The following is a 22,523-nucleotide window of genomic DNA, read 5'->3' on the forward strand; positions in this document are numbered from 1 at the left end:
GAAAAAAAATTGGAGCGGGAAACGAGGTTCGAACTCGCGACCTCAACCTTGGCAAGGTTGCGCTCTACCAACTGAGCTATTCCCGCTTACAAAAAAAAGTGTTTTTAATGGTGCCCGGGGCGAGACTTGAACTCGCACGGCCAAAAAGGCCGAGGGATTTTAAATCCCTTGTGTCTACCGATTTCACCACCCGGGCTCAAAACTTATTACCGAAAGGTAACTGCGTTTTGGATGCTGTGCATTTTACCTATCTTAAAATTTACGTCAATAAAAAAATTAAAATAATTGTCTAACTGCTCAATGTTTGTCACATTTAAGGAAATTTTAATCAATTCCCTTAAAATTTGGATTTAATATAAATAAAAATTTTGGCTAATGTTTTGTTACTAATTAGACGCTGAAAGATGATCCACAACCACAGGTTGTAGTTGCGTTTGGGTTATCAACAACAAAACGAGAACCCTGTAATCCTTCAATATAGTCTATGGTGCCTCCAACAAGATATTGTAAACTCATAGGATCAATAATAAGTGAAACACCATTTTTTTCGATCGCCAGATCATCTTCATTTACTTTTTCATCAAATGTGAAACCATACTGGAATCCACTACAACCACCACCAGTGATATAGACTCTTAATTTAAGATTTGGATTTTCTTCCTCCGTTACTAAAGTTTTTACCTTGTTTGCAGCAGCATCAGTAAAATTAATGGGTAACGCATCGCTCATTTTATTCTCCTACTTTAAGTACTGATATATTATATACTCTTGAAAAAATAAAATACAAAATGAAAACATCAATTAGTTAAATTTGTAATAGCTTGCTTGAATTTAAGTTAATTTTATGAATAAATACGACAACAATTACTATAAAGAAGACCATAATTATGCTTAAAACATTTAAATCTGAAATACTTTACCGCGAAGCAATGGCTTTTATGCCAGGTGGTGTTAATTCACCTGTACGTGCTTTTAATGGAGTTGGTGGTACGCCATTATTTATAGAGAAAGCTAATGGTGCTTATATTTATGATGTTGATGAAAAAGCTTATATTGATTATGTCGGATCATGGGGGCCTATGATTTTAGGTCATAATGACCCTGATGTTGCCAATGCAGTTATTAACGCTGTTCGTAATGGTTTGAGTTATGGTGCGCCAACCGAAATAGAAACAAAAATGGCTAACCTAGTTACACAATTGATTCCATCAATAGAAATGTTACGTATGGTGAATTCAGGCACTGAGGCAACTATGAGTGCAATTCGCCTTGCACGAGGCTATACAGGACGTGACAAAATAATCAAATTTGAAGGTTGTTACCATGGACATGCTGACTATTTGCTTGTTAAAGCCGGTTCTGGTGCGCTCACTTTTGGACACCCTACTTCACCGGGTGTGCCTGAGGATTTTGTTAAGCATACATTAGTTTGTGATTATAACGATTTAGAATCAGTAAAAAAACAATTTGAGCAATATCCTAATGAAATTGCTGCAATTATTATTGAACCTGTGGCAGGCAATATGAATTGTGTCCCAGCTAAAAAATCGTTCTTACAAGGATTAAGAAGCTTGTGTGATACTTACGGGGCTTTATTAATTATTGATGAGGTAATGACTGGGTTTAGAGTTGCACTTGGCGGAGCTCAAGAATATTATGATTTAGTTCCTGATTTGACTTGCTTAGGTAAGATTATAGGTGGCGGTATGCCTGTAGGTGCTTTTGGCGGGCGTGCTGAAATTATGCAACAATTAGCACCAACTGGACCAATTTATCAAGCAGGAACACTTTCAGGGAATCCTGTTGCTATGGCAGCGGGTTATGCCACGTTGACAAAGTTAATGGATGTTGGTATTTATTCAGAGTTAGAAGAAAAAACTGCATCACTAGTTAATGGCCTATATGCAGAAGCAAAACGATATAATATTCCGTTTGTGGTTAATCATGCAGGAGGAATGTTTGGATTTTTCTTTACAAATGCTCTAGAAGTGAGCAGTTATAAGGATGTAATGAATTGTGATGTTGAATTATTCAAAAAATTCTATCATCATATGCTCGCCGAAGGGGTTTACTTTGCGCCTTCAGCTTTCGAAGCAGGTTTCATGTCACTTATGCACACAGATAAAGAAATCGATCATACGATTGATGCAGCAAGTCGTTTTTTTAAAAACATAAGTTAATTTGATAAAATATAGTAAATTATACCCATAGCGATTAAAATTTTAACTATTAACATAGGTAATAAATTTATGGTTAATCCTTTAAAAGAAGGTGAAAAAGCACCTCAATTTTCTCTGCCTGATCAGGATGGTGAGCTAATTAGTTCAAAAGATTTCAAAGGTCAGCGTATTTTGCTCTATTTCTATCCGAAAGCGATGACTCCTGGTTGTACAGTACAAGCTTGCAATTTACGAGACAGTGCTGACGATTTTAAGAAATATAATGTAGTTGTTATTGGTATTAGTACGGATAAACCTGAAAAGCTATCGCGCTTTGTTGATAAAGAATTGTTGAATTTTACGCTACTTTCAGATGAGGATCATAAAACCTCTGAAGCGTTTGGTGTTTGGGGCGAAAAAGAGTTTATGGGAAAAACTTATGACGGTATCCATCGTATAAGCTTTTTGATTGGTAAAGATGGTAAGATCGAGAAAGTCTTTGATGACTTCAAAACGACCAACCATCACACTGTGGTTTTAGATTATCTTAAGAACCATAGTTAACACTTCTAATTAAAGCAGATTATATTTTCATTAATCTGCTTTTTTTTCATTTTTAATATTATTAATTTCTTCAAGATTTGGCCAAGCATTTATAATCGCTTTAACTAAAGTTGCTAACGGTATAGCAAAAAATACGCCCCAAAATCCCCATAACCCGCCAAAAATGATAACAGCTACAATAATCACTAAAGGATGCAAGTTAAGTTTTTCAGAGAAAAGATAAGGAACCAATAAATTGCCATCAAGAGCCTGAATAAGGATATAAAAGAACATTAAATATCCAAATTGTGCAGTAACCCCCCATTGGAAAAGTGCAATTAGGACAATAGGGATACTTGAAATAATAATACCAATGTAAGGAATAAGTACTGAAACACCAACTAACACTGCTAACAATAATCCATAATCTAAACCAAAATACCAAAATGGAATATAGACACAGGCAGTTAAAATAATGATGTGTAAAACATTACCGACTATGTAATTAGATATTTGTTGATCCATCTCTGTAGCTACTTTGTTTAATATTGTTCGATTTTTTGGTAATATTTTCGAACAATATCCCCATATCTTAGATTTATCTTTCAATAAGAAAAACATAATAATCGGAACTAATACCGCATTTATAGCAACAGAGACTAAGCTAAACAGTGAGCTAATTGAAAACTGGAGCAATGAGTTACCTGTTTGCATAACTTTATTAGTTATACCTTGGAGTATTGAGTCAAATAGACCAACATCGATAAGCTCCGGATAATGTTCGGGCAATGATGTGATGAATTTATTTACAAAATTCAACATATTTGGGATATTTGTTATTAAACTAACACCTTGTTGCCAAATCAATGGTAACAAAATCATAATTCCGGTTAAGCCGACAAACATAAATACAAATAGTACAATAACAACAGCTAATGTGTGAGGAACTCTCTTTTGTTGTAAATACTTAACCGGTCTATCTAGTAGATAAGATAAAACAATAGCAATCAAAATAGGCAGTAAAATCTTATTGAAAAAATAGATGATAAAAAATAAAACAATGATAACAATCATTAACGAAACCACATGAGGATCGCTAAAGCGTTTTTTGTACCATTCAATAAACAATTTTAACATCTATAACTCCTTTTTATAGTTTATTGGTTTTAATCTAACCTATTTTTTGAAACCACCCAAGATTCCTCGAGTAATTTGTCTTCCAATTTGATTTACCATCTGTCTGGTCGCACTTTTAGCAACACTTTGAACGATACCGTCATGCTGTCCACCTTTTGGGCCGGTTCTACCAAAAATAAGTGAACTTAAAAAGTCCATTATACCACCATGTTCCTCTTTATCAGATGAATTCTGATTGGAATCAGTTTCTATTGAATTTTGACTATTTTCAGTATCTATACTAAAACCCTGTTTAAGTTTTTCGTAGGCTGATTCGCGATCGATGGTTTTTGAATATTTATCATAAAAGCGAGATTTTTGAATAATCGTCAACTGTTTTTCTATATCCATAGGCCCCATTTTTGATTCTGGCGCTATTATCATTCCGCGTTGAACAATATTAGGGCGCCCCTTTTCATCTAGAAATGAAATTAAAGCCTCTCCTACCCCAAGCTCCATAATAGCTTTTTCAGTGTTAAAATTTGGGTTAGCTCGCATGGTTTGAGCTGCCACTTTGACTGCTTTTTGATCTTTAGGTGTAAATGCTCGTAAAGCGTGCTGCACTCGATTCCCCAATTGACCAAGGATAGTTTCTGGAATATCGGTTGGGCTTTGTGTAGCAAAATAAATCCCCACTCCTTTAGAACGAATAAGGCGAACAACTTGTTCGATTTTTTCTAATAATGCGGGAGAAATATCATTAAAAAGTAAATGTGCTTCGTCAAAGAAAAATACAAGTTTTGGTTTATCAAGGTCACCTACTTCTGGTAAATGCTCGAATAGTTCTGATAATAACCAAAGTAAAAATACTGAATATAATTTTGGTGAATTATATAATTTACTGGCAGATAAAATATTAATAACACCACGACCATCAACATTAGTTTGCATTAAATCATGTATATCAAACATCGGCTCACCGAGAAAGAATTCAGCACCTTGCTGTTCTAAAGTAAGCAATCCACGTTGAATAGCACCAATAGTTGATAAACTTATATTGCCATATTGGGTAGTAAATTTTTTAGCGTTATCACCAATAAATTGGATGAATGTTCTTAAATCCTTAAAGTCTAGTAATAATAATCCATTATCATCGGCAATTTTAAAAACTAATTGTAGAACGCCAGATTGAATGTCATTGAGATTTAATAATCGCCCTAATAATATAGGACCTATATCGGAAACTGTACTGCGAACGGGAATACCATTTTCACCAAATACATCCCATATTTCTAAAGGAGAAGAATTAGGAAGCCAATCTTTTACACCAATACTTTCTAGCCGTGCTTTTAATTTTTCAGATAATAGGCCATTTTCCCCTAAACCGGTCAAATCACCTTTTACATCAGCAAGAAACACGGGTACACCAATCTGCGAGAATTTTTCCGCCATCTTTTGTAGGGTTACGGTTTTACCTGTACCTGTTGCACCAGTAATTAAACCATGGCGATTAGCCAACGATGCAAGGATGTATAAATCATTACCTTCACTTTTTGCAATAACGATCTTTTCATTCATAGACATCTCCCATTCAAAAATTGCTATTAAAACAATTGAGAATATTGTAAGCTGAATTATTGTTAACTGCTATTATTTTAATTAATCTTATAAGGAGGCTGTATGTTTCCAGAATACCGTGATTTAATCTCTAAACTAAAAAACTCAGATTTACATTTCCAAAAATTATTTGATGAGCACAATGAGCTCGATCAAAAAATTAAAAATATCGAGTCTGGTATTGCAATTGATACTTCGGAAACGATTGAAAGTCTAAAAAAACTGAAGCTAAAATTAAAAGATGAACTTTACGAAATTTTGAAAAAAGCTTCTAAATAACTCATCAAATATAAGCTTATAAAGCTTTATTGTGTTATAAAACCCCAAGCTATGGGGTTTAATTTTATAGCAATTTTTTGCAAATCATTTATAGAAAGTTATTTATTAACTTTCTCTTGTTCTTTTTTCAGTTTGCGATGTTTGATTAGTGTAATTAAATTTTTGTGTGGGGTTTTCATTTTTTACTCCTCTTATTGTTATTTATAGGCTCCTTAAAAACATTTCTAAAAAGCTCGATTATTTATACAAATATTATTATCAATTATATTTATCAATATGTGTATTCATCACTACTATAACACATAGTTCAATATTTATACTTCTTTAGTTAATGATGTAAGCATCACTTACATCAATTTTGTTATTTTAGAACCATTGTCCAAAGCGTTTTATGTAAATCCTTTTCATTATTTGAGCAACCACACAGTAACTTAATAATGTTGCAACTAACCATGGAAAATAGGACCATGGTAATGGTTGAAGACCAATTAGGCTACCTATTGGTGAAAAAGGAATATAAATACCCACCGCCATAATTAGCATAGTCATTACTATAACTGGGAATGCCGCGGTACTTTGTATAAATGGTATTTTCTGAGTCCTTAGCATATGTACAACTAAAGTTTGTGATAACAATCCTTCGATAAACCAACCTGAGTGAAACAATGATTCAGCTGCAACACTATTAGCACCAAAAACAAACCACATCAATGCATATGTTGTTATGTCAAAAATAGAGGATGTTGGTCCAATCCAGATCATAAAACGTCCAATATTTTGTGCATCCCATTTACGAGGTTTTTGTAAAAACTCTTCATCCATCTTATCCCAAGGTAATGATAATTGTGAGATATCATATAATAAGTTTTGGATAAGCAAATGAATCGCAAGCATTGGTAAAAATGGTAGAAATGCACTAGCCACTAATACAGAGAAGATGTTACCAAAGTTAGAACTTGCGGTCATATTTAGGTATTTCATAATATTACCGAAAGTTTCGCGTCCGCAAATTACACCTTCTTCTAATACAAGTAAGCTTTTTTCAAGCAAAATGATATCAGCTGATTCTTTAGCGATATCAGTAGCGGTGTCCACTGAAATACCAACATCTGCATCTCTCAACGCTGGCGCATCATTAATACCATCACCTAAAAATCCAACAGTATGACCATTACTTTGTAACAATCTAATGATTCGAGATTTTTGTAATGGAGTCAACTTAGCAAAAATAGTGCGTTGCTCAATTTGCTCTTTTAACTCAGCGTCACTCATTTTTTCAATGTCGTTACCAAGTAAAGGTATACCCGGTTCTAAGCCAACTTCTCGGCATACTTTAATCGTGATGATTTCATTGTCACCAGTTAGAACTTTAACGCCAACACCATGTTCATTCAATGCAGAAATAGCTTCATAAGCACTCTCTTTAGGTGGATCTAAGAAAGTCAAAAAACCACGAATGGCTAATGATTTTTCATCTTGGACACTATATTGAGCTTTAGTTTGTGATGCTGAAATATCTTTTACACCTACTGCTAACACTCTAAATCCATCTTTATTATAATTGTGTGCAAGTTCAATCAATGCTTGTTTACGATTTTCGTCTAACGGTAAATACTCGCCGTTTTCATAAACAAAATCTGAAATAGATAGCATTTCTTCAACTGCGCCTTTACAGATCATTAAATGATTTTCATCATTGCCTTGTACAACAACCGATAAACGACGGCGAACAAAATCAAATGGTAATTCATCAATTTTTTTATAAAGACCTACACCCACTTTTTTAACACTGGTTTTTTCTTCAGCAAAACGGATGATCGCTTTATCCATCAAGTTTTTCATTCCACTTTGATAGTAACTATTGAGCCAGGCCAGTTGTAAAACAGATGGATCAATCTGCCCATTAATGTCTAAGTGATGTTCTAAAATGATTTTATCTTGTGTTAAAGTACCTGTTTTATCAGTACATAAAATGTCCATCGCGCCAAAGTTTTGAATAGCATTCAAACGTTTTACCACAACTTTTCGTTTTGCCATGCCAACAGCACCTTTAGCTAGATTTGCACTAACAATCATCGGTAACATTTCAGGCGTCAAACCAACAGCAACAGCTAATGCAAATAATGTTGCTTCCCCCCAATCGCCTTTGGTAAATCCATTTATTAGTAATACAATCGGAACCATCACTAACATAAAGCGAATTAGTAACCAACTTACGCTATTTACACCGCGATCAAATGAGGTTTCGGCTCTTGAACCCACTATTGATTTTGCTAATGAACCAAAATGTGTATCAGCACCTGTTGCAACAACAATAGCTTTAGCTGTTCCACTCACTACATTGGTGCCCATAAAACAAATATTGTTTACATCAAGTACATTGTCCTTATCAATTTTTGAAGAATCTATCTCTTCTGTCGTTTTTTGCGATACCGCGCCTAAGGTGTCATATTTTTCAACTGGAATTGATTCACCGGTTAACACCGCTTGACTCACAAATAAATCTCGAGATTCGATTAAACGAATATCGGCAGGAATCATGTCCCCAGCTGATAAAAACACAATATCTCCAGGAACGATATCGCTTAAAGGAACTTCAATATGCTCAGTTGGCATATTTTTATTACGACGACGTAGAACTGTGGCTGTAGTTCGGATCATTGACTTTAATGCTTCAGCAGCTTTATTTGAACGAAACTCCTGCCAAAAACGCAATAATCCACTAAGTGTTACCATGGTTAAAATGATAATAATTCCAGTTAGATCTGTCTCTTCACCGTTTTGTAATGGCAACCAGTAATCAGTAAAAAAACTTACCAGTGCTAATATTAATAGTACAAATATAAATGGGTTCTTAAAAGCTAAAAGTAACTGGACAAAAGCTGATGGCACTTTTTCTCGAGCCACTTCATTTTTACCATACTGTTCCAATCGAGATTTTACATTTTCTTGAGTTAACCCCGAAAGACTTGATTGAAATTTAGACAAAATGCTATCTAAGCTATTCTGAGCTTCTTCAAGTGCTTTTATGTTTAAAGTATTATCTGTCTTTACTTGAGATGTTTTTTTAATCATAGTTTGTACCTATCTATTTTTCAGGCAAAAGGAACCCGCTCTTAGTTAACGTTAAACTAGGAGTTATTAAGTTCTTATCGACTAAAATTTAAACGTAAAGCAATAACTAACCATTGCAGTTAAGGCTTAACATGAAATAAAAATATTAAAAATAATATTAATTAAAAGTTAGATACAACTAGGTGGCTCTAAATGCTTATCTGTCAGATATAACACTCGCAAAAGTGCTTTATGAGCACAAAGGTATTTTGAATTTGTGTGATAGCGTGTAGAAAACTGCATATCGTTCACCGTTACCGTTTTTATCAATTTCGGCTTGTGAACTGAAAAAATAACTATTTAGACAGGTTCATTAACCGATAATGATGTGTTTGAATTTATCTCCCCATAGTTTGGGGTGACCCGATTGACTGTCCATATTTCTCCTGTAAATTGAACTCATCACTTTGTATTTCAACTTTTCTTAAACCTCATTTTTAACCATCTCTTATCGTTAAAAAAGTAAGAAAAGCTCAAAGGCGAGCACTTTATACGCTTTTACATTCAAGAAGTCAACCGATTACTTGTAATAAAGTTGCAATTGATTAAAAACACCACTACTAGGATGATGAAATGTAGAATTAATACCCGTTTTACATAATATCAGTTACAATTAACCAATTGTTAACAACACTGGTTAAATTGGATGGATATTACTCAATTGTTGCAAGATAATTGGTTTAATTTATTTATTATCTTCGCTCTATCAATTATTGGCTTTATTTATAAAAGAAACACACCTAATAATTACTTTGACAATATTATTAGATATACAGATATATTAGAAAAAGTACCTCAACCTAGTTATCAAAAAGATTATTTAAACAATATCAAGAAAAAACTGATTTGGGAAAAAGTTTGTTTTTATAAACCAGGCAATATTAACAAAGAAAGAATTGCTATTTCTGTTGTTAATGCAGATATTCATAATGTTATTGAATTGAGTCAATTAAATCAATTAACTCAATATTTCGGTATTGAAAAAAACCGTATTACATTTCTTAGACCTTTTTTAATTAAAGACGTGATTTTAACTGCTGCTGTTAGTCTATTTACCTTTTTTATGGTTATATATAATCTCAATACTATTTTCAAATCAGAATGGATTATTAATGTCATTATTTCTGTATTGACGATTTTTGTTCTAATAATCATTATTGCGCAATTTGCTAAAGGACCATTAAAAAGATTAAATAGTTACCGCATCCTTTTAAAGGATAGACAATTTTTAATTAGAGCAAATAAAGTATTTGCTAAAATCCTCGATGAAAATAGACCAATTGATACACTCTCTAAAGAAATTGACAAAAAAGAGTCTACGGATTTAGAAGAATAATCATTATTTAGATTTTATTATTAGACAGGACAATAAATAATAAAACTATTTAATGTCCTTTTGCTAATAGAAATTTATGATTGAATTTTCAATCTTGAATTTTTTAACTGTTCAACTAATGTAAGCAAAGACGAATTTAATTGATACATAAATTGTTGATAACTGAATTCTTTTTTACTAATTTCCTCTAGCTGTAACTCCCAATGTGCAGTCATATCTGGCATTGAAACACTTTCCGGTAATGATAAAATCAAATTTTGGCCTACTTTCGTTGAACGAATTGATTTACCTTGACGCGTTAAAAATTGACGTTTAAATAAAAGCTCAATAATACCAGCTCTTGTTGCCTCAGTACCTAATCCATCAGTTTCGCGTAATATTTTTTTTATCTCAGGATCTTTAACAAATCTAGCTATACCTGTCATTGCAGAAAGTAAAGTCGCATCCGTAAATGGTCTTGGAGGTTGAGTTTCTTTACTGAGTAATTCGGTATCAATACATAGGACTGATTCGCCTTTTTTAACTAATTTAGTTAATAAACCATTATTCTCACTATTATCGGTATCGTTCTCTGCTTGATAATTTTTACTTCTAAACAGTACTTTCCAGCCTTCGTCCAACATTTGATTGGCTTTAGAGATAAATTTACCACCATTGATATCAACATCAATCTGTAACTCAGCATATTTATAAGCTGGATAAAATTGTGCTAAGTATTGTGTAGCAATCACTTGATAGACGGCTAATTCATTACTAGATAAACTTTCGGCTCTCACTTTACGCAATGTTGGAATAATAGCGTGGTGAGCCTCAACTTTTTTATCATTCCAAGCTTTGGAACGTAAAGTGAAATCAGCATTATTAATTGCAAATTGTAACGCAGAACAATTGTTTTCAATCGCAGATTTTACACCATTAATTTGTGTTAAGTGCTCTTCCGGCAAAAAACGGCAATCTGAACGAGGATAGGTAATTAATTTATGTTTTTCATATAATGATTGGCAAATATCAAGCACATCTTGTGCACTTAGACCATTTCGTTTTGCCATTTCAATTTGTAAAGCAGATAAATTAAATGGCATAGGTGGTGCAAGTTCTTTCTTTTTATTACTTACTTTATCAATAGTACCTGTCTGATCTTTAATTCGTTGACAAACGTTTTCTGCTAAACCTTTAACTAAAACTCTGCCCTCTTCATCTTGATAAGGTTCACATGCCTCGCTTGGTTGCCATTTGGCCTTGAAGGTTTCGTTATCCTTGGTTTGTAATATGGCATAAACTTCATAAAATGGTTTAGGAACAAATTGCGCTATCTCTAAATCTCGTCTAACTACTAATCCTAAAATCGGTGTTTGTACGCGCCCAATAGAAAGTACACCACGATAACCGCTTCGTTGCCCCACAAGAGTACAAACACGACTCATATTCATCCCATATAACCAATCAGCTCTTGCTCTTGCTAAAGCAGAAGTCGATAATGGGATAAAATCTTGATTACTACGTAATTGCTCAAGTGATTTTTCAACAGCACTAGCATTCAAATCGCTGATTAAACAACGTTGAATAGTTTTCCGCTTTTCTGGTGGTAACTGGCAATAGTTAAGTACTTCATCAACTAATAATTGCCCTTCTCTATCTGGGTCACCCGCATGTACAATTTGTTCAGCTGATTTAATCAATTCAACTAAGGTGTTAAATTGTTTTTCGGTACTATTTTTGGGTATCAATATCCATTTTGCAGGAACAATGGGTAGATCGTCTAAAACCCACTTTTTATAGCGTTCATCATATATTTCAGGTGTTGCTTGTTCTAATAAGTGCCCAATACACCAGCTAACAATATCACCATTACTGGCTTTGATAAATCCATTTCCCTTTTGGTGGGGTTTAGGCAAAACATCAGCAATAGCTCTAGCTAAGCTCGGTTTTTCGGCAATAAATAGACGATAAGGTTCTTTAGATTGCATAATAATTAGTGTTAATCATAAATTCCAAACGACATAAGCATTATAGGGTTGATTTAAAATATAACCCAACTCAGTAGCAAGCTTTAAAGAGGGCTTGTTGTGAGCATCCCAGTTAGGTGTTATTTGACGATCTAGGCAAGCTAAAATTAACTTTGCCGAACTAATCAATGCAAGTCCTTTTCGTCTTTCCTCAACTATTGTATCGACTTCAATGTCGATACTATTATTATATGCTAAATAAGATGATGCACCAGAAACAATAACATTATCTTTTAAAATAATAAATCCCAATCCTGATTTTTCAAAATCCAAGTATGAGTTAAAGTTTTTACACAAGTCTTTAGCCCATTCAAGATTGAGAATTTGCTGATAATACTTTTCATCAATAGCTTTTAATTGATAGTTTTCAGGTAATTTTGAGATAATTAATTGTAGTTTCTGAATATCAAATTCTGTAGGAGTATAAAAACTATAACGTGTAATTTTTTCATAATTGTTGCGATATACATTTTCAATTAAATTTTGCCAAGTTTTATCAATAGGGATAAGAATTGCATAATCATCACTATATACTTTTGGAATATAGTGAAGCATTTGCTGGTTTGGTTGACCTGCTAAAAAAAAGAAGCAACCAAGATTAATTGCTACTGATGTAGGCCGCAATAAATCATCAGCATATGCAAAACCGATATTTCCTTCCCAATAAGCTTGAATAATTGTTTGAGTTGTACTTTGAAATAATGATTCAATATCTTTTTTATTAATAATTTTATCAAAATACATCAATATATTTCCTTTTTCATATTTAAGCTTAATTTTTTACCACCATTTTTTTAGCTTAAGCCATACCACTGAAAGTATACTGATCAGAATTAATAGTAATATTAACCCAATAAATGACCACTCTTTTTCATTGAACGGAATGCCGGCCAAATTAACACCAAGCAAACTAGTGATAAAAGTAATTGGTGTAAAAATGATGGTAAACAAGGACATTAAATAAATACGTTTATTGGTCGATTCGGCCAAAATGCTATTAATTTGTTCCATAACGGAACCAATTCTAATCAAACAACTATCAATTTCAGAGACATAGTGATTTTGTTGGCTAGAAATGTCATGCAATCGCTGGCGATCATTGTCATCAATCCAAGATATTCTTTCAGTCGAAATTTTGACAAATATATCGCGCTGTGGGGAAAGTAAACGACGTAATATAAAAAGTTGTTTACGAACTCTTCCAATTTCCTTGTGAGAAAAAATCCGTTGATTTAATAATAGATCTTCCAATTTGATGATTTTATTGTGAACCCCATCAAAAGATAAATTAACTTGATCACAAATTAATTCAGAAAGTTGAATTAGCCAATCAGCAACATCTACAGGGCCAATACCTTTTTCTAAATTTTCTTTTAATTTGATGATGGCATCAATTTTTTGGTGCCTAGTTGATATTATAAAATTATCAGTTATATAAAATCGGAAAGTGACAATAGGATCAGGTAGCTCATTAGGTGTAAAATTAACACCTTTAAGTACGACTAAAATGCCTGTATCAAAGCGAATTTCTTTAGGAAACTGATTGGGTTTAATCAATTCATTTTTGACAAGATCTGGAATTAAATTTGTTTGGTTAATCCAATTGATTGTTTCGCTTTTAGCAAAATCAAGATGTATCCAATAAGGTTGTGAAGTTGAAGCTTCACTTTTATCATTTAAAGGATTGGCTTTTCCCTTCCCATCCAATTGACAACTAAAGACAGGGTGTGCTGCAAGTAGATCTGAAACCAGAATAGAATTATTACTATTTTCGTTAATCATCATCAGCCCCAATTGTTAAGTTTGCTTAATTATATACTCATTTTGAATGAAAATGGAGCGGATGATATTAGATTTATCCTTTAAGGATTTAAATAGATTTGAGGTATTGATGAATGTTTAGGGTGATTATAAACACCTAATTCAACACCATACCATCGATTGATATTTTCAACAGTTAATACTTCGGATGGTACGCCTTGTTCTACAATTTTTCCTTGGTTAACAAGAATAATTTTATCAGCATACAAAGCAGCTAAATTGAGATCATGTAAGATGCAACATACAGCCAATTTCTGTTTAATAGCTAACTGCTTTAATAATCTTAAAGTATGTTGTTGATGATAAAGATCAAGTGCAGAGGTAGGTTCATCTAAAAATAATAATTTTTCATTAGATTGCGGTTGCCACAATTGAGCTAAGACTCTAGCTAATTGAACTCTTTGCTGTTCTCCTCCGGATAAACCTCTATAATCTCGGTCAGCAAATTGTAAACAATCAGTTTGTACCATCACTTCGTGAATTGATTCATCAAAATGTATTTTGCCATAAGGAGCTCGTCCCATTGCTATTACTTCTTTTACTTTAAAAGGAAAAGTAAGTTGGCTTTGTTGAAGCATAACTGTTCTTATTTTTGCTAATTGTTTTTGTGGCCACTGTGATAATGGTTTATCTAATAGATAACATTCACCAGATAATGGTTTTTGATAACCTGTTAGTAAACGCAATAAAGTGGACTTACCTGCGCCATTAGGACCAATGATAATTACAATTTCGCCTGAATTTATTGATAAAGATACATCATTAATTATCATTCGACGACCATAACCAAATGTTAAATTTTTAGCGGTTAACACAATAAATCTCCATCAGTTATTTATGTCTCAGAATAAGCCAAAGAAAATACGGACCACCAATTAGGCTGGTTAAAAGACCGACAGGAATTTCAGTTGGAGCAACTAATGTTCTAGCTAAAGTATCAGCTAATAAAAGTAAACAAGCACCACCTAATGCAGAGCCAGGTATTAGCCATTTATGGTTTGCACCGACTTGTAAACGAATCATGTGAGGTACAACTAATCCAACAAAAGCAATAATGCCACTCACTGCAACAGAAGTACCAATCAGTACAGCACTAAGTAATAATAGATAGCGTTTAGTGCGTTCAACATTGATACCTAAATAATGAGCATCTTCATCCCCCAGCTGTAATATGTTGAGATGATGAGCAAGTTTAATAACACATAATAACGTAGGTAAAATTAAAGAAATGGATACAATGACCAAGTCCCAAGAGCCTTTTCCTAAATGTCCCATTGACCATAACGAAAGTTGACGTAATTGTGATTCATCACTAATGTAACTGAGTCCTCCCAATATTGAGCCAATGATGGCATTAATTGCGACCCCTAACAAAATCATTTTAGCTAAATTACATTGTTCATTAAGACTATAGAGGTATATAAGAATACAGATAGATAAACTACCAGCAAATGCAGCAATCATTTTTCCGTAAAGCATCATAATCGGAGGAAAAACGGCAGGAAATAATATCGTTATACCTACCATTAGGCTTGCACCACTACTAATACCTAATAAACCAGGATCAGCTAAAGGGTTTCTGAATAATCCTTGCATAACAGCGCCAGCACTAGCTAATGCCATACCAACTACTACTGCGAGTATAATTCTAGGTAATCGAATGTTGAACCAAATATTCCATAAAGGATCATTGAATGACATACTCATTAGTTGATTAAAAGAAAGTTTTAATGCTCCAGAGTTTGCCGAATAGACAATTAAAATTAAAAGTAAAGCAAATAATCCCACTAACAATATTTGTTGACTAGATTTTCGCACCGACTACCCTCATATATTTAATACTAATAACTAACCGTTAAGCTTGGGTCAACCACACTATATGCACGATTATCAAATTGTTGATTAGCTATTTTATCGATGATGATTTTGGCTAATTCTTTGCGATATACAAAACCATGAACTTCTTTAGCGAAATAACATTCACCATTATTTGTTATTTCTCCATCTCGTAAACCACCTGGTCTTAAGATCACATAATTTAATGAACTGGTTTGTAACCAAACTTCAGCTAGTGATTTTTCTCGAACTGCATTACCAAATGCTTGCTTAGCTCGTAAGGATAATGTTGACCATGAATCACCACAACCAAGCGAGGTCACTAATATCATTTGTTTAATTCCAACCTGTTCTGCGCAATCAATGATAATGCGCTGAGCAATGTAATTACCCGTTTCTCCACCTAAAGTTGAAATTACTGTCGCGTCACTACCGTTTTGTTGACATATCTGTTTCACTAATTCAACGTCAGTTGCATCGCCAACATGAGTTTCAATACCTTGTTCAGATAATTGTTTTGCAAAATCGGCATCACGAACTAATACAATACAACGCCACTCAGGGTGGCATTGTTTGATTAATTGAGATACTTGATAACCAGTTCCTAGCTTTGAACTTACACCAAAAATAATTACTGTTTTCATTTTATTGTTTCTTAAAATTAATTGATTTTTTTTGCTAAAGCTCTAAATTTTTCAAGTTGTTCTGCTTTTAATTGATGTTTTTCATCACGCCCAACAAAAATTTTAAACATTGATTGACCTAAATGATTAAGGAATATAATAGAAGCAGTCGACATTTTCATAAATTTTCTTTCAATAAATGCAATATATTGGCAATGTTCTGCTTTTATGTGACCACTTAACCCTTTTTGATGGCGTAAGTTAAAGTATTTTTGGCTATGAGTTCCAGGAGGCAATTCACCTGAAATTTCAGCAATAATGTCACCAGTATGAACCAAAAACAATACGTCACCCCAAGTTGTTACTTCTTCCCAAATTGTATCAAAGTTACTTCCATCTACGATTTTTGCATCAGGTATTGCTTGGATCACTTGCGTCATAGTGACTTTATGATCTTGGGCAATTTTCTCTAGTAATTCTTCAGGGTTAGATTGCATATAAGTTGCAAGACTATTTAAAAGGGTTTGTTTATCTGCCATAATAATTTCCTTTAATTTTCTGTTTTTACTTGGATGTTTTGCATATGTGGGTGAGATTTAGGCATACCATTACCTTGTTGCATGGCTTGTCTAGCTTGTGCCATCTTGTTTTGTAATTCGATATGCTCAGGATTATTAAGCTGTAGTAAAAGCTGTTGCAAAGCTTGTACAATATTACTTGACCAAAAACGTCCCGATAAAGTCAATCGTAAACAACGATCTTCATTTTGTAGTAATCCTACTTCATGCCATTGCTTGATTAATGGATCAAATAATTCAGCTTGATTGGTAAGTTGCGTTAGATCAACACGCCCTTTTTCTATACCTGCTTGTAATTTATGCAGCCAGTCACCGAGTAATGGTTTACCGGTTAACATCATTAGGGGCTTTTTACCTTGATCTAATAAGGCATAATATTGATTTAAATCACGATGGATCATATATGATTGCCCGTCTAGCTTTCCACCAGCACAAGAACCAAATCCAAAAAAGTGTGAGCCTTGTTTGATTAAAAAATTGTATAAATTCCGTTCGCGACTCGTTTTTGCCCAATGAGCATTGGTTAAATGAGTCCAACCCTGTCTATCTAAATATTTAGCTCCTTGATGATAAAAATCGCACTTATCAGTTACTGTTGGAATCTCTATTCTTTTATTTTCAACACCTTTAGCTAATGGAGTTGTTGGTAAAAGATTTAAGGAGTAAAGATCAACCCCATCGAGAGGCAATTGATCAGCAATTTCTAAATCTCTTTGCCAAGTAACTGGAGTTTGATTAGGTAATCCAAACATAAGGTCACAAACTAAAGCAACACTATCTCGTGCAGCAATACGTTCAAAACTTTTAATAATTTCTTTTTCAGAAGACTGGCGTCCTAATCGCTGTCTAATTTCAGTATTAAAGGTCTGAATACCTATCGAAAAACGGTTTGCCCCAGCCTCAATGTAACTATCAATTTTATCCTCATCGAAATCAGAAATTCGCCCTTCTACAGTAATTTCGCAGTCAGGTGCTAGAGGAGCATGTTTTTTTAGATAATTTATTACACGAGCTAATTGTCCTGCAGCTAAAGCTGAAGGTGTTCCACCGCCAAAATAAATAGCATGAATTGGCGCAGACTGCATCGCTTTATTGTTAATTTCTAGGGATATTTCTTGTAATAAGTAATCAATATAAGTTTTGGTATCAAACTTACGCAATGGATTTTGATAAAATCCGCAAAATTGACAATGAATATCACAAAAAGGAATATGTATATAAATTAGACGTTTTCGTCCAGATAGATCTGAATTTTGAACAATACTCCATTGTTGTTCCAATTCTTGAGGTGATACTGGTAAACTTGCTTGTAAAGGCATTACTGCCCAACGATCTTTAAAAGGTAAAACTGAGTTTGAAGCGTAAAACGCACTTACATCAAATGATTTCATAACATCCATTCATAAAAATAATCTCGGTGAATTAAATAATAATTATTATCATTTATCAATATTTTTTTAATTATTTTCTTATTTATCTATTTAAATCTGATTATTTTTTAAAATTTATGCTCAGTTTTCATACTAAACGCTAGTATTTTCATAAAAAATTAGCAAATAAAAACTTTTTTTTAATGCTGATCGATTTATTGTATTGATTAGTAACTGGTGGAACCTTTATACAAATTGTATTTACATATTTTGCTAAAGATGAAATTACTATGGATAACATTATTGTTTCCCAAATAAACGCTTATCTTGTATTGATATTTCGGTAATTTTAAGTCAATTTTATTTCTTAATTCCTTATAATATTTAGCATAATCGATAATTTTCTTAAGTTATTTAATCAATCAAAACTTGATGATTAAGTGCAAAATGTGAAGCTGGTAAAATAGAATTACTCTATGAAAATATGAGTAAAATTATATTTAAGTTAAATAAACTAAAACAGAAATAAAAAGTACCAAAATTTCCCTACAAGATATCATTCTAATTTTCATATCCCCCAAAATATCAATATATTATTTTTGTAATAATTTGTTATAACATCATTATTTATTTAAATAAATTTTAATTTATCATTTATGCTTGATCAGTTTCTAATGCTTTACTATTAAATCCCCCAATATTTTATGTTGATAATGGTTATCATTTTCACTATATTATTCTTCCAAAAATAAAAATTGAAAACCATGGTAGGTAAATTAAATCATGAAGAAAAATTTTATAAAAAGGATTAGCCTATTTTTACTAATATTTAGTATCAACAGCCTTCTCAATTATAGTTCAGCAAATGAAAGAATTGTTATTGCTGGAGGATCTCTTACTGAAATTGTATTCGCACTAGGTGCTGGAGATGATGTCGTAGGTGTTGATAAAACAAGCAGTTATCCTGAGAAAGTTAAACAATTGCCACAAATCGGTTATTGGAAATTATTAAATATTGAAGGTGTTTTATCGCTTAGACCAACCTTGTTTATAACATTAAATGATGTAGAACCTGATAATGTTATCGAAAAAGTGTCTGAGTCAAAAGTAGATGTATTAGCATTAAGGCGTGTACCTGGTACAATTGAACTGTTATACGAAAATATCAATAAAATTGCATCTAAATTAAATAAACAAGAAGAAGGCGAAAAATTAATCAATAGAATTAAAACCAATCTTGCCGACATTCAAGCCAAAATCGCAACTCACCCACAAAAAATAAAAGTTTTATCCCTAATGAGTATGAGTGGTTCCAATTCTGTAGCAGGTAAAAATACTACAATTGATGCATTAATTACTATCGCTGGTGGTGAAAATTTGGCAACGCATAATAGCTTCAAAAGTTACACTGCAGAATCAATTATAGCTATCAATCCTGAAGTTATCATTTTAAATAAATATTCGATTGATCAATTAGGTGGTTTAGACAAAGTCAATACTATTCCAGGTATTACTGAAACAAGTGCATTTAAAAATAATCGTATTACGGTTATAGATGATAGTTACTTATTTGGAATCGGGCCAAGAGTTGATGAAGCAGCAAAATTGCTATTCCAAAGCTTTTACCCTGAATAAACTATTTTAATAATATTTTTATTAATTGAAGCAATAAATGCGCGCATTAAACATATTAAGTTTGAAAGGATAAAAATGTGAATTTTAAATATTTAAAAAAGACAAGTTCATTAGCAATAGGTTTAACATTAGCACTACCTACTTTCGCTACTGATAAACATAATGATGAAAAAGACATTGATACTATTACTGTAACAGCTCATGAAGCAACAAAAAATCCGGGAATGAATACTGAAATTTCTGAGCAAGATATTCGCCGTGATGGAGGTACTAATTTTGGTACTATAATGCGTTATCAACCTCTAATTTCTGCCCCAGGAAGTATTTCAGGTTCAGGTAGTGGTAAAAGTAGTTGGGACCGTGGTGGGTTTACTGGATACAATATCCGCGGTTTAGATGCTAACCGCGTGTCAATCGATATTGATGGTATGCCTTTACCAATAGCTCAAGGTCGGGTTAACTCTGTTGGACGAGCTGGGTTTGGATCTTACGGTATTGGCCGAGATTATATTGATACCTATATGTACAATAAAGTTGATATTCAATCAGGAGCGACATCGGTTAGTAATGCAAATAATGCCCTCGGTGGCTCAGTTTCATTCCAAACTAAATCGGCAAGTTATTATCTCTATCCAGGTAAAACGACCTACTTTGGTTATCAAAATAACTATGATAGTTCAGATAGAAGTTTCCACCAGGGCTTAACTATGGCTGGTGGTGATGATTATCTAAATGGTATTTTGGTTTTAAGTCGACGCGATGGCCAGCAAACACGTAATAATGGAGACTCAATAAGTAGTTATCCAGAAAACTGGCACTCCAACTCGATTTTAGCTGGTTTTGGCTGGCAAATGACAGAAGAACATTTAATTAATACAACAGTTGATTACAATAATAAAACCAAAAATTCTCATTATGATACTTGGGATAAATACGGTAAAAAAGTTGAGTCACTTGATCATCAAAGAAGCAAAAACAATCGCTTTAATCTTGCGATTAAAGATCAATGGAAACCAACTGCTATAAGCTGGATTGATAGTTTAACTACTCAATTAAATTATCAACGAACCAATGTCTATGATAGTACCGATATTAGACATACAACTAAAGGTAATTTTAATACTCAAACAAATTACAATACAAAAACTTATAATTTTATTACTACTTTAGTTAAAAACTATGAAAATCAGAAAATTAGCGCTGGTTTAAATGGTAAATGGAGTGAAGATGAATCACCATTCTTTACTTCAGCCCAATCTCAAAATGGTAGAATATTTCCAGACGGAGATTACACTAAACCCCAAGCAGATAGTCGAAGTTATCAATTAGGGGGATTCCTCGAAGACAGAATTAGTTTTAATATTAAAGATAGTAATAATTTCTATCTAGTACCTGGTGTTAGAGTTATTTACCAAAATACTAAACCTCGTAATTTAGAAAATATGGCTGTAACAAACATCAATGGTAGCCAGTTAGGTAAACAATATAGTAGCAATAGTGATTTCCAAGTTTTACCTTCTATGTCATTTATGTATGATATTAATCCTGACTTCACTGCTTATTTACAATACAAACGTTCCGCACAAATGCCAAATCAGAACCAATTATATGGATCTTATTTAGCGCATAGCAATATGTATGTACTTGTTGGTGATTCAAATCTTAACACTGAAACCAGTGACAATTTTGAATTAGGTTTGAAAGGACATCCTGTTTCAGGTGTAACTTTAACATCTTCAGCTTTTTATAATAAATATAAAAATTTCATCGCTTATACACGTTATAGAAAGAACTTTGTCGGAACAGGTAACCGAATTGTTTATCAAGCAGAAAATCGTGATAAGGCATACATCTATGGTGCTGAATTGAGCAGTGAATTCAATATCGGCAAATGGGTAGAATCTGCTAATGGTTTAAGCGCTAAATTTGCAATTGGTTATAACCAAGGCAAATCAAAATCAAGCTATTTAGGTGATAAATATATTGAAATGGATTCAATAGCACCAATGAAAAGTGTTGTCGGTTTAGCGTGGGATGATCCGAATAAATTTTATGGTGTGGCTGTTACAGCAACATTCCAAAAAGGTAAAAAAGCCGAAGCGACATCTAGAGAATCTTATGGTAATGATGGTAGACCACTTCCTAATTCTAAAGATGACTATTTTAGAATCGCCGGTCATGGCATTATTGATTTAACTGGTTATATTAATATTACTAAGAATGTTAAATTGAATGGTGGAGTTTATAATCTTACCGATCAAAAATATTGGGATTATCTAAGTAATAATAAATTATACAGCACATCAGATCATAAATATCTAAACATGTTTACTGCTCCAGGCAGAACATTCCAATTAGGTTTAGATGTTGATTTCTAGAATGATATATCATTTTTTCAAATAAATAACCCGCATCATGCGGGTTATTTATTCTATAGCCTTCTATAAAACCTCCCTAAAGGTGTTTAGTTTTTTATTAAAATTAAAGTAA

Annotated in this window: 18 protein-coding genes and 2 tRNA genes; 6 read left to right on the forward strand and 14 right to left on the reverse strand. The window is 33.0% G+C overall.

Annotation, left to right across the window (positions count from 1 at the left end):
* Window positions 1-10: 10 nt before the first annotated feature.
* The 3 genes from J3U00_RS07195 to erpA form a co-directional block, all read right to left on the reverse strand.
* Window positions 11-86 (reverse strand) — tRNA-Gly (locus J3U00_RS07195).
* Window positions 87-108: 22 nt separating this feature from the next.
* Window positions 109-196, reverse strand: a tRNA-Leu gene (locus tag J3U00_RS07200).
* A gap of 194 nt (window positions 197-390) precedes the next feature.
* Entirely contained in the window at window positions 391-729 is a 339-nt protein-coding gene (erpA, locus tag J3U00_RS07205) for an iron-sulfur cluster insertion protein ErpA (RefSeq protein WP_065734199.1), read from the reverse strand.
* A 158-nt stretch (window positions 730-887) separates the two neighbouring features.
* On the opposite strand from erpA, the gene hemL reads away from it, so the two are divergent.
* Window positions 888-2,180: a glutamate-1-semialdehyde 2,1-aminomutase gene (hemL, locus tag J3U00_RS07210; protein ID WP_267330279.1), complete on the forward strand. Its 1,293-nt coding sequence runs from the start codon at window positions 888-890 to the stop codon at window positions 2,178-2,180.
* Window positions 2,181-2,249: 69 nt separating this feature from the next.
* On the forward strand, window positions 2,250-2,723 hold the full coding sequence (bcp, locus tag J3U00_RS07215) for a thioredoxin-dependent thiol peroxidase (protein ID WP_065562491.1): 474 nt from the start codon (window positions 2,250-2,252) through the stop codon (window positions 2,721-2,723).
* A gap of 30 nt (window positions 2,724-2,753) precedes the next feature.
* Here the strand turns inward: bcp and J3U00_RS07220 are convergent, their stop codons facing one another.
* Both J3U00_RS07220 and J3U00_RS07225 read right to left on the reverse strand, forming a co-directional pair.
* A complete protein-coding gene (locus tag J3U00_RS07220; RefSeq protein ID WP_267332025.1) occupies window positions 2,754-3,839 on the reverse strand; it encodes an AI-2E family transporter in 1,086 nt (361 codons plus the stop codon).
* A gap of 39 nt (window positions 3,840-3,878) precedes the next feature.
* Window positions 3,879-5,396 carry a helicase HerA-like C-terminal domain-containing protein gene (locus J3U00_RS07225; RefSeq protein ID WP_267332026.1) on the reverse strand — a complete coding sequence of 506 codons (1,518 nt, stop codon included), beginning with the start codon at window positions 5,394-5,396 and terminating at the stop codon, window positions 3,879-3,881.
* A gap of 102 nt (window positions 5,397-5,498) precedes the next feature.
* Between J3U00_RS07225 and J3U00_RS07230 the strand changes: the two genes are divergently transcribed.
* On the forward strand, window positions 5,499-5,714 hold the full coding sequence (locus J3U00_RS07230) for a YdcH family protein (protein WP_065562488.1): 216 nt from the start codon (window positions 5,499-5,501) through the stop codon (window positions 5,712-5,714).
* A 366-nt stretch (window positions 5,715-6,080) separates the two neighbouring features.
* On the opposite strand, the gene mgtA is transcribed toward J3U00_RS07230, so the two are convergent.
* Window positions 6,081-8,789, reverse strand: a complete 2,709-nt coding sequence (gene mgtA / locus J3U00_RS07235) for a magnesium-translocating P-type ATPase (RefSeq protein ID WP_065734202.1) — start codon at window positions 8,787-8,789, stop codon at window positions 6,081-6,083.
* Between the two features lie 685 nt (window positions 8,790-9,474).
* Between mgtA and J3U00_RS07240 the strand changes: the two genes are divergently transcribed.
* Complete coding sequence (locus J3U00_RS07240) at window positions 9,475-10,164, forward strand: hypothetical protein (RefSeq protein WP_267332027.1); 690 nt, start codon at window positions 9,475-9,477, stop codon at window positions 10,162-10,164.
* 74 nt (window positions 10,165-10,238) lie between these two features.
* Here J3U00_RS07240 and J3U00_RS07245 read toward each other — a convergent pair whose 3' ends face one another.
* The 8 genes from J3U00_RS07245 to hutW all read right to left on the reverse strand — a co-directional run bounded on the left by J3U00_RS07245 (window position 10,239) and on the right by hutW (window position 18,428).
* Window positions 10,239-12,131: a DNA topoisomerase III gene (locus tag J3U00_RS07245; RefSeq protein ID WP_267332028.1), complete on the reverse strand. Its 1,893-nt coding sequence runs from the start codon at window positions 12,129-12,131 to the stop codon at window positions 10,239-10,241.
* Window positions 12,132-12,146: 15 nt separating this feature from the next.
* Window positions 12,147-12,914 (reverse strand): GNAT family N-acetyltransferase, encoded by a 768-nt coding sequence (locus tag J3U00_RS07250; RefSeq protein WP_065562484.1) that lies wholly within the window; start codon window positions 12,912-12,914, stop codon window positions 12,147-12,149.
* Window positions 12,915-12,950: 36 nt separating this feature from the next.
* Window positions 12,951-13,952 carry a zinc transporter ZntB gene (zntB, locus tag J3U00_RS07255; RefSeq protein ID WP_267332029.1) on the reverse strand — a complete coding sequence of 334 codons (1,002 nt, stop codon included), beginning with the start codon at window positions 13,950-13,952 and terminating at the stop codon, window positions 12,951-12,953.
* Window positions 13,953-14,032: 80 nt separating this feature from the next.
* The gene (locus J3U00_RS07260; protein WP_218058400.1) at window positions 14,033-14,806 is read right to left on the reverse strand and encodes a heme ABC transporter ATP-binding protein; all 774 of its coding nucleotides are present in this window, start codon (window positions 14,804-14,806) and stop codon (window positions 14,033-14,035) included.
* Between the two features lie 16 nt (window positions 14,807-14,822).
* The gene (locus J3U00_RS07265) at window positions 14,823-15,809 is read right to left on the reverse strand and encodes a FecCD family ABC transporter permease (RefSeq protein ID WP_141673919.1); all 987 of its coding nucleotides are present in this window, start codon (window positions 15,807-15,809) and stop codon (window positions 14,823-14,825) included.
* A 23-nt stretch (window positions 15,810-15,832) separates the two neighbouring features.
* Window positions 15,833-16,471, reverse strand: coding sequence for an NAD(P)H-binding protein (locus J3U00_RS07270; protein ID WP_267332030.1), 639 nt, complete (start codon window positions 16,469-16,471; stop codon window positions 15,833-15,835).
* Between the two features lie 17 nt (window positions 16,472-16,488).
* Window positions 16,489-16,989 carry a heme utilization cystosolic carrier protein HutX gene (hutX, locus tag J3U00_RS07275; RefSeq protein ID WP_065562481.1) on the reverse strand — a complete coding sequence of 167 codons (501 nt, stop codon included), beginning with the start codon at window positions 16,987-16,989 and terminating at the stop codon, window positions 16,489-16,491.
* 11 nt (window positions 16,990-17,000) lie between these two features.
* Window positions 17,001-18,428 (reverse strand): heme anaerobic degradation radical SAM methyltransferase ChuW/HutW, encoded by a 1,428-nt coding sequence (hutW, locus tag J3U00_RS07280; RefSeq protein WP_416379893.1) that lies wholly within the window; start codon window positions 18,426-18,428, stop codon window positions 17,001-17,003.
* Between the two features lie 753 nt (window positions 18,429-19,181).
* Between hutW and J3U00_RS07285 the strand changes: the two genes are divergently transcribed.
* The gene (locus J3U00_RS07285) at window positions 19,182-20,033 is read left to right on the forward strand and encodes a heme/hemin ABC transporter substrate-binding protein (RefSeq protein WP_267332032.1); all 852 of its coding nucleotides are present in this window, start codon (window positions 19,182-19,184) and stop codon (window positions 20,031-20,033) included.
* Between the two features lie 77 nt (window positions 20,034-20,110).
* Entirely contained in the window at window positions 20,111-22,411 is a 2,301-nt protein-coding gene (locus J3U00_RS07290) for a TonB-dependent receptor domain-containing protein (RefSeq protein ID WP_065734405.1), read from the forward strand.
* The last annotated feature ends 112 nt before the right edge of the window (window positions 22,412-22,523 follow it).

Origin of the sequence: Gilliamella sp. B3127, assembly GCF_026536935.1 — a bacterium.
GTDB lineage: Bacteria > Pseudomonadota > Gammaproteobacteria > Enterobacterales > Orbaceae > Gilliamella > Gilliamella apicola_E.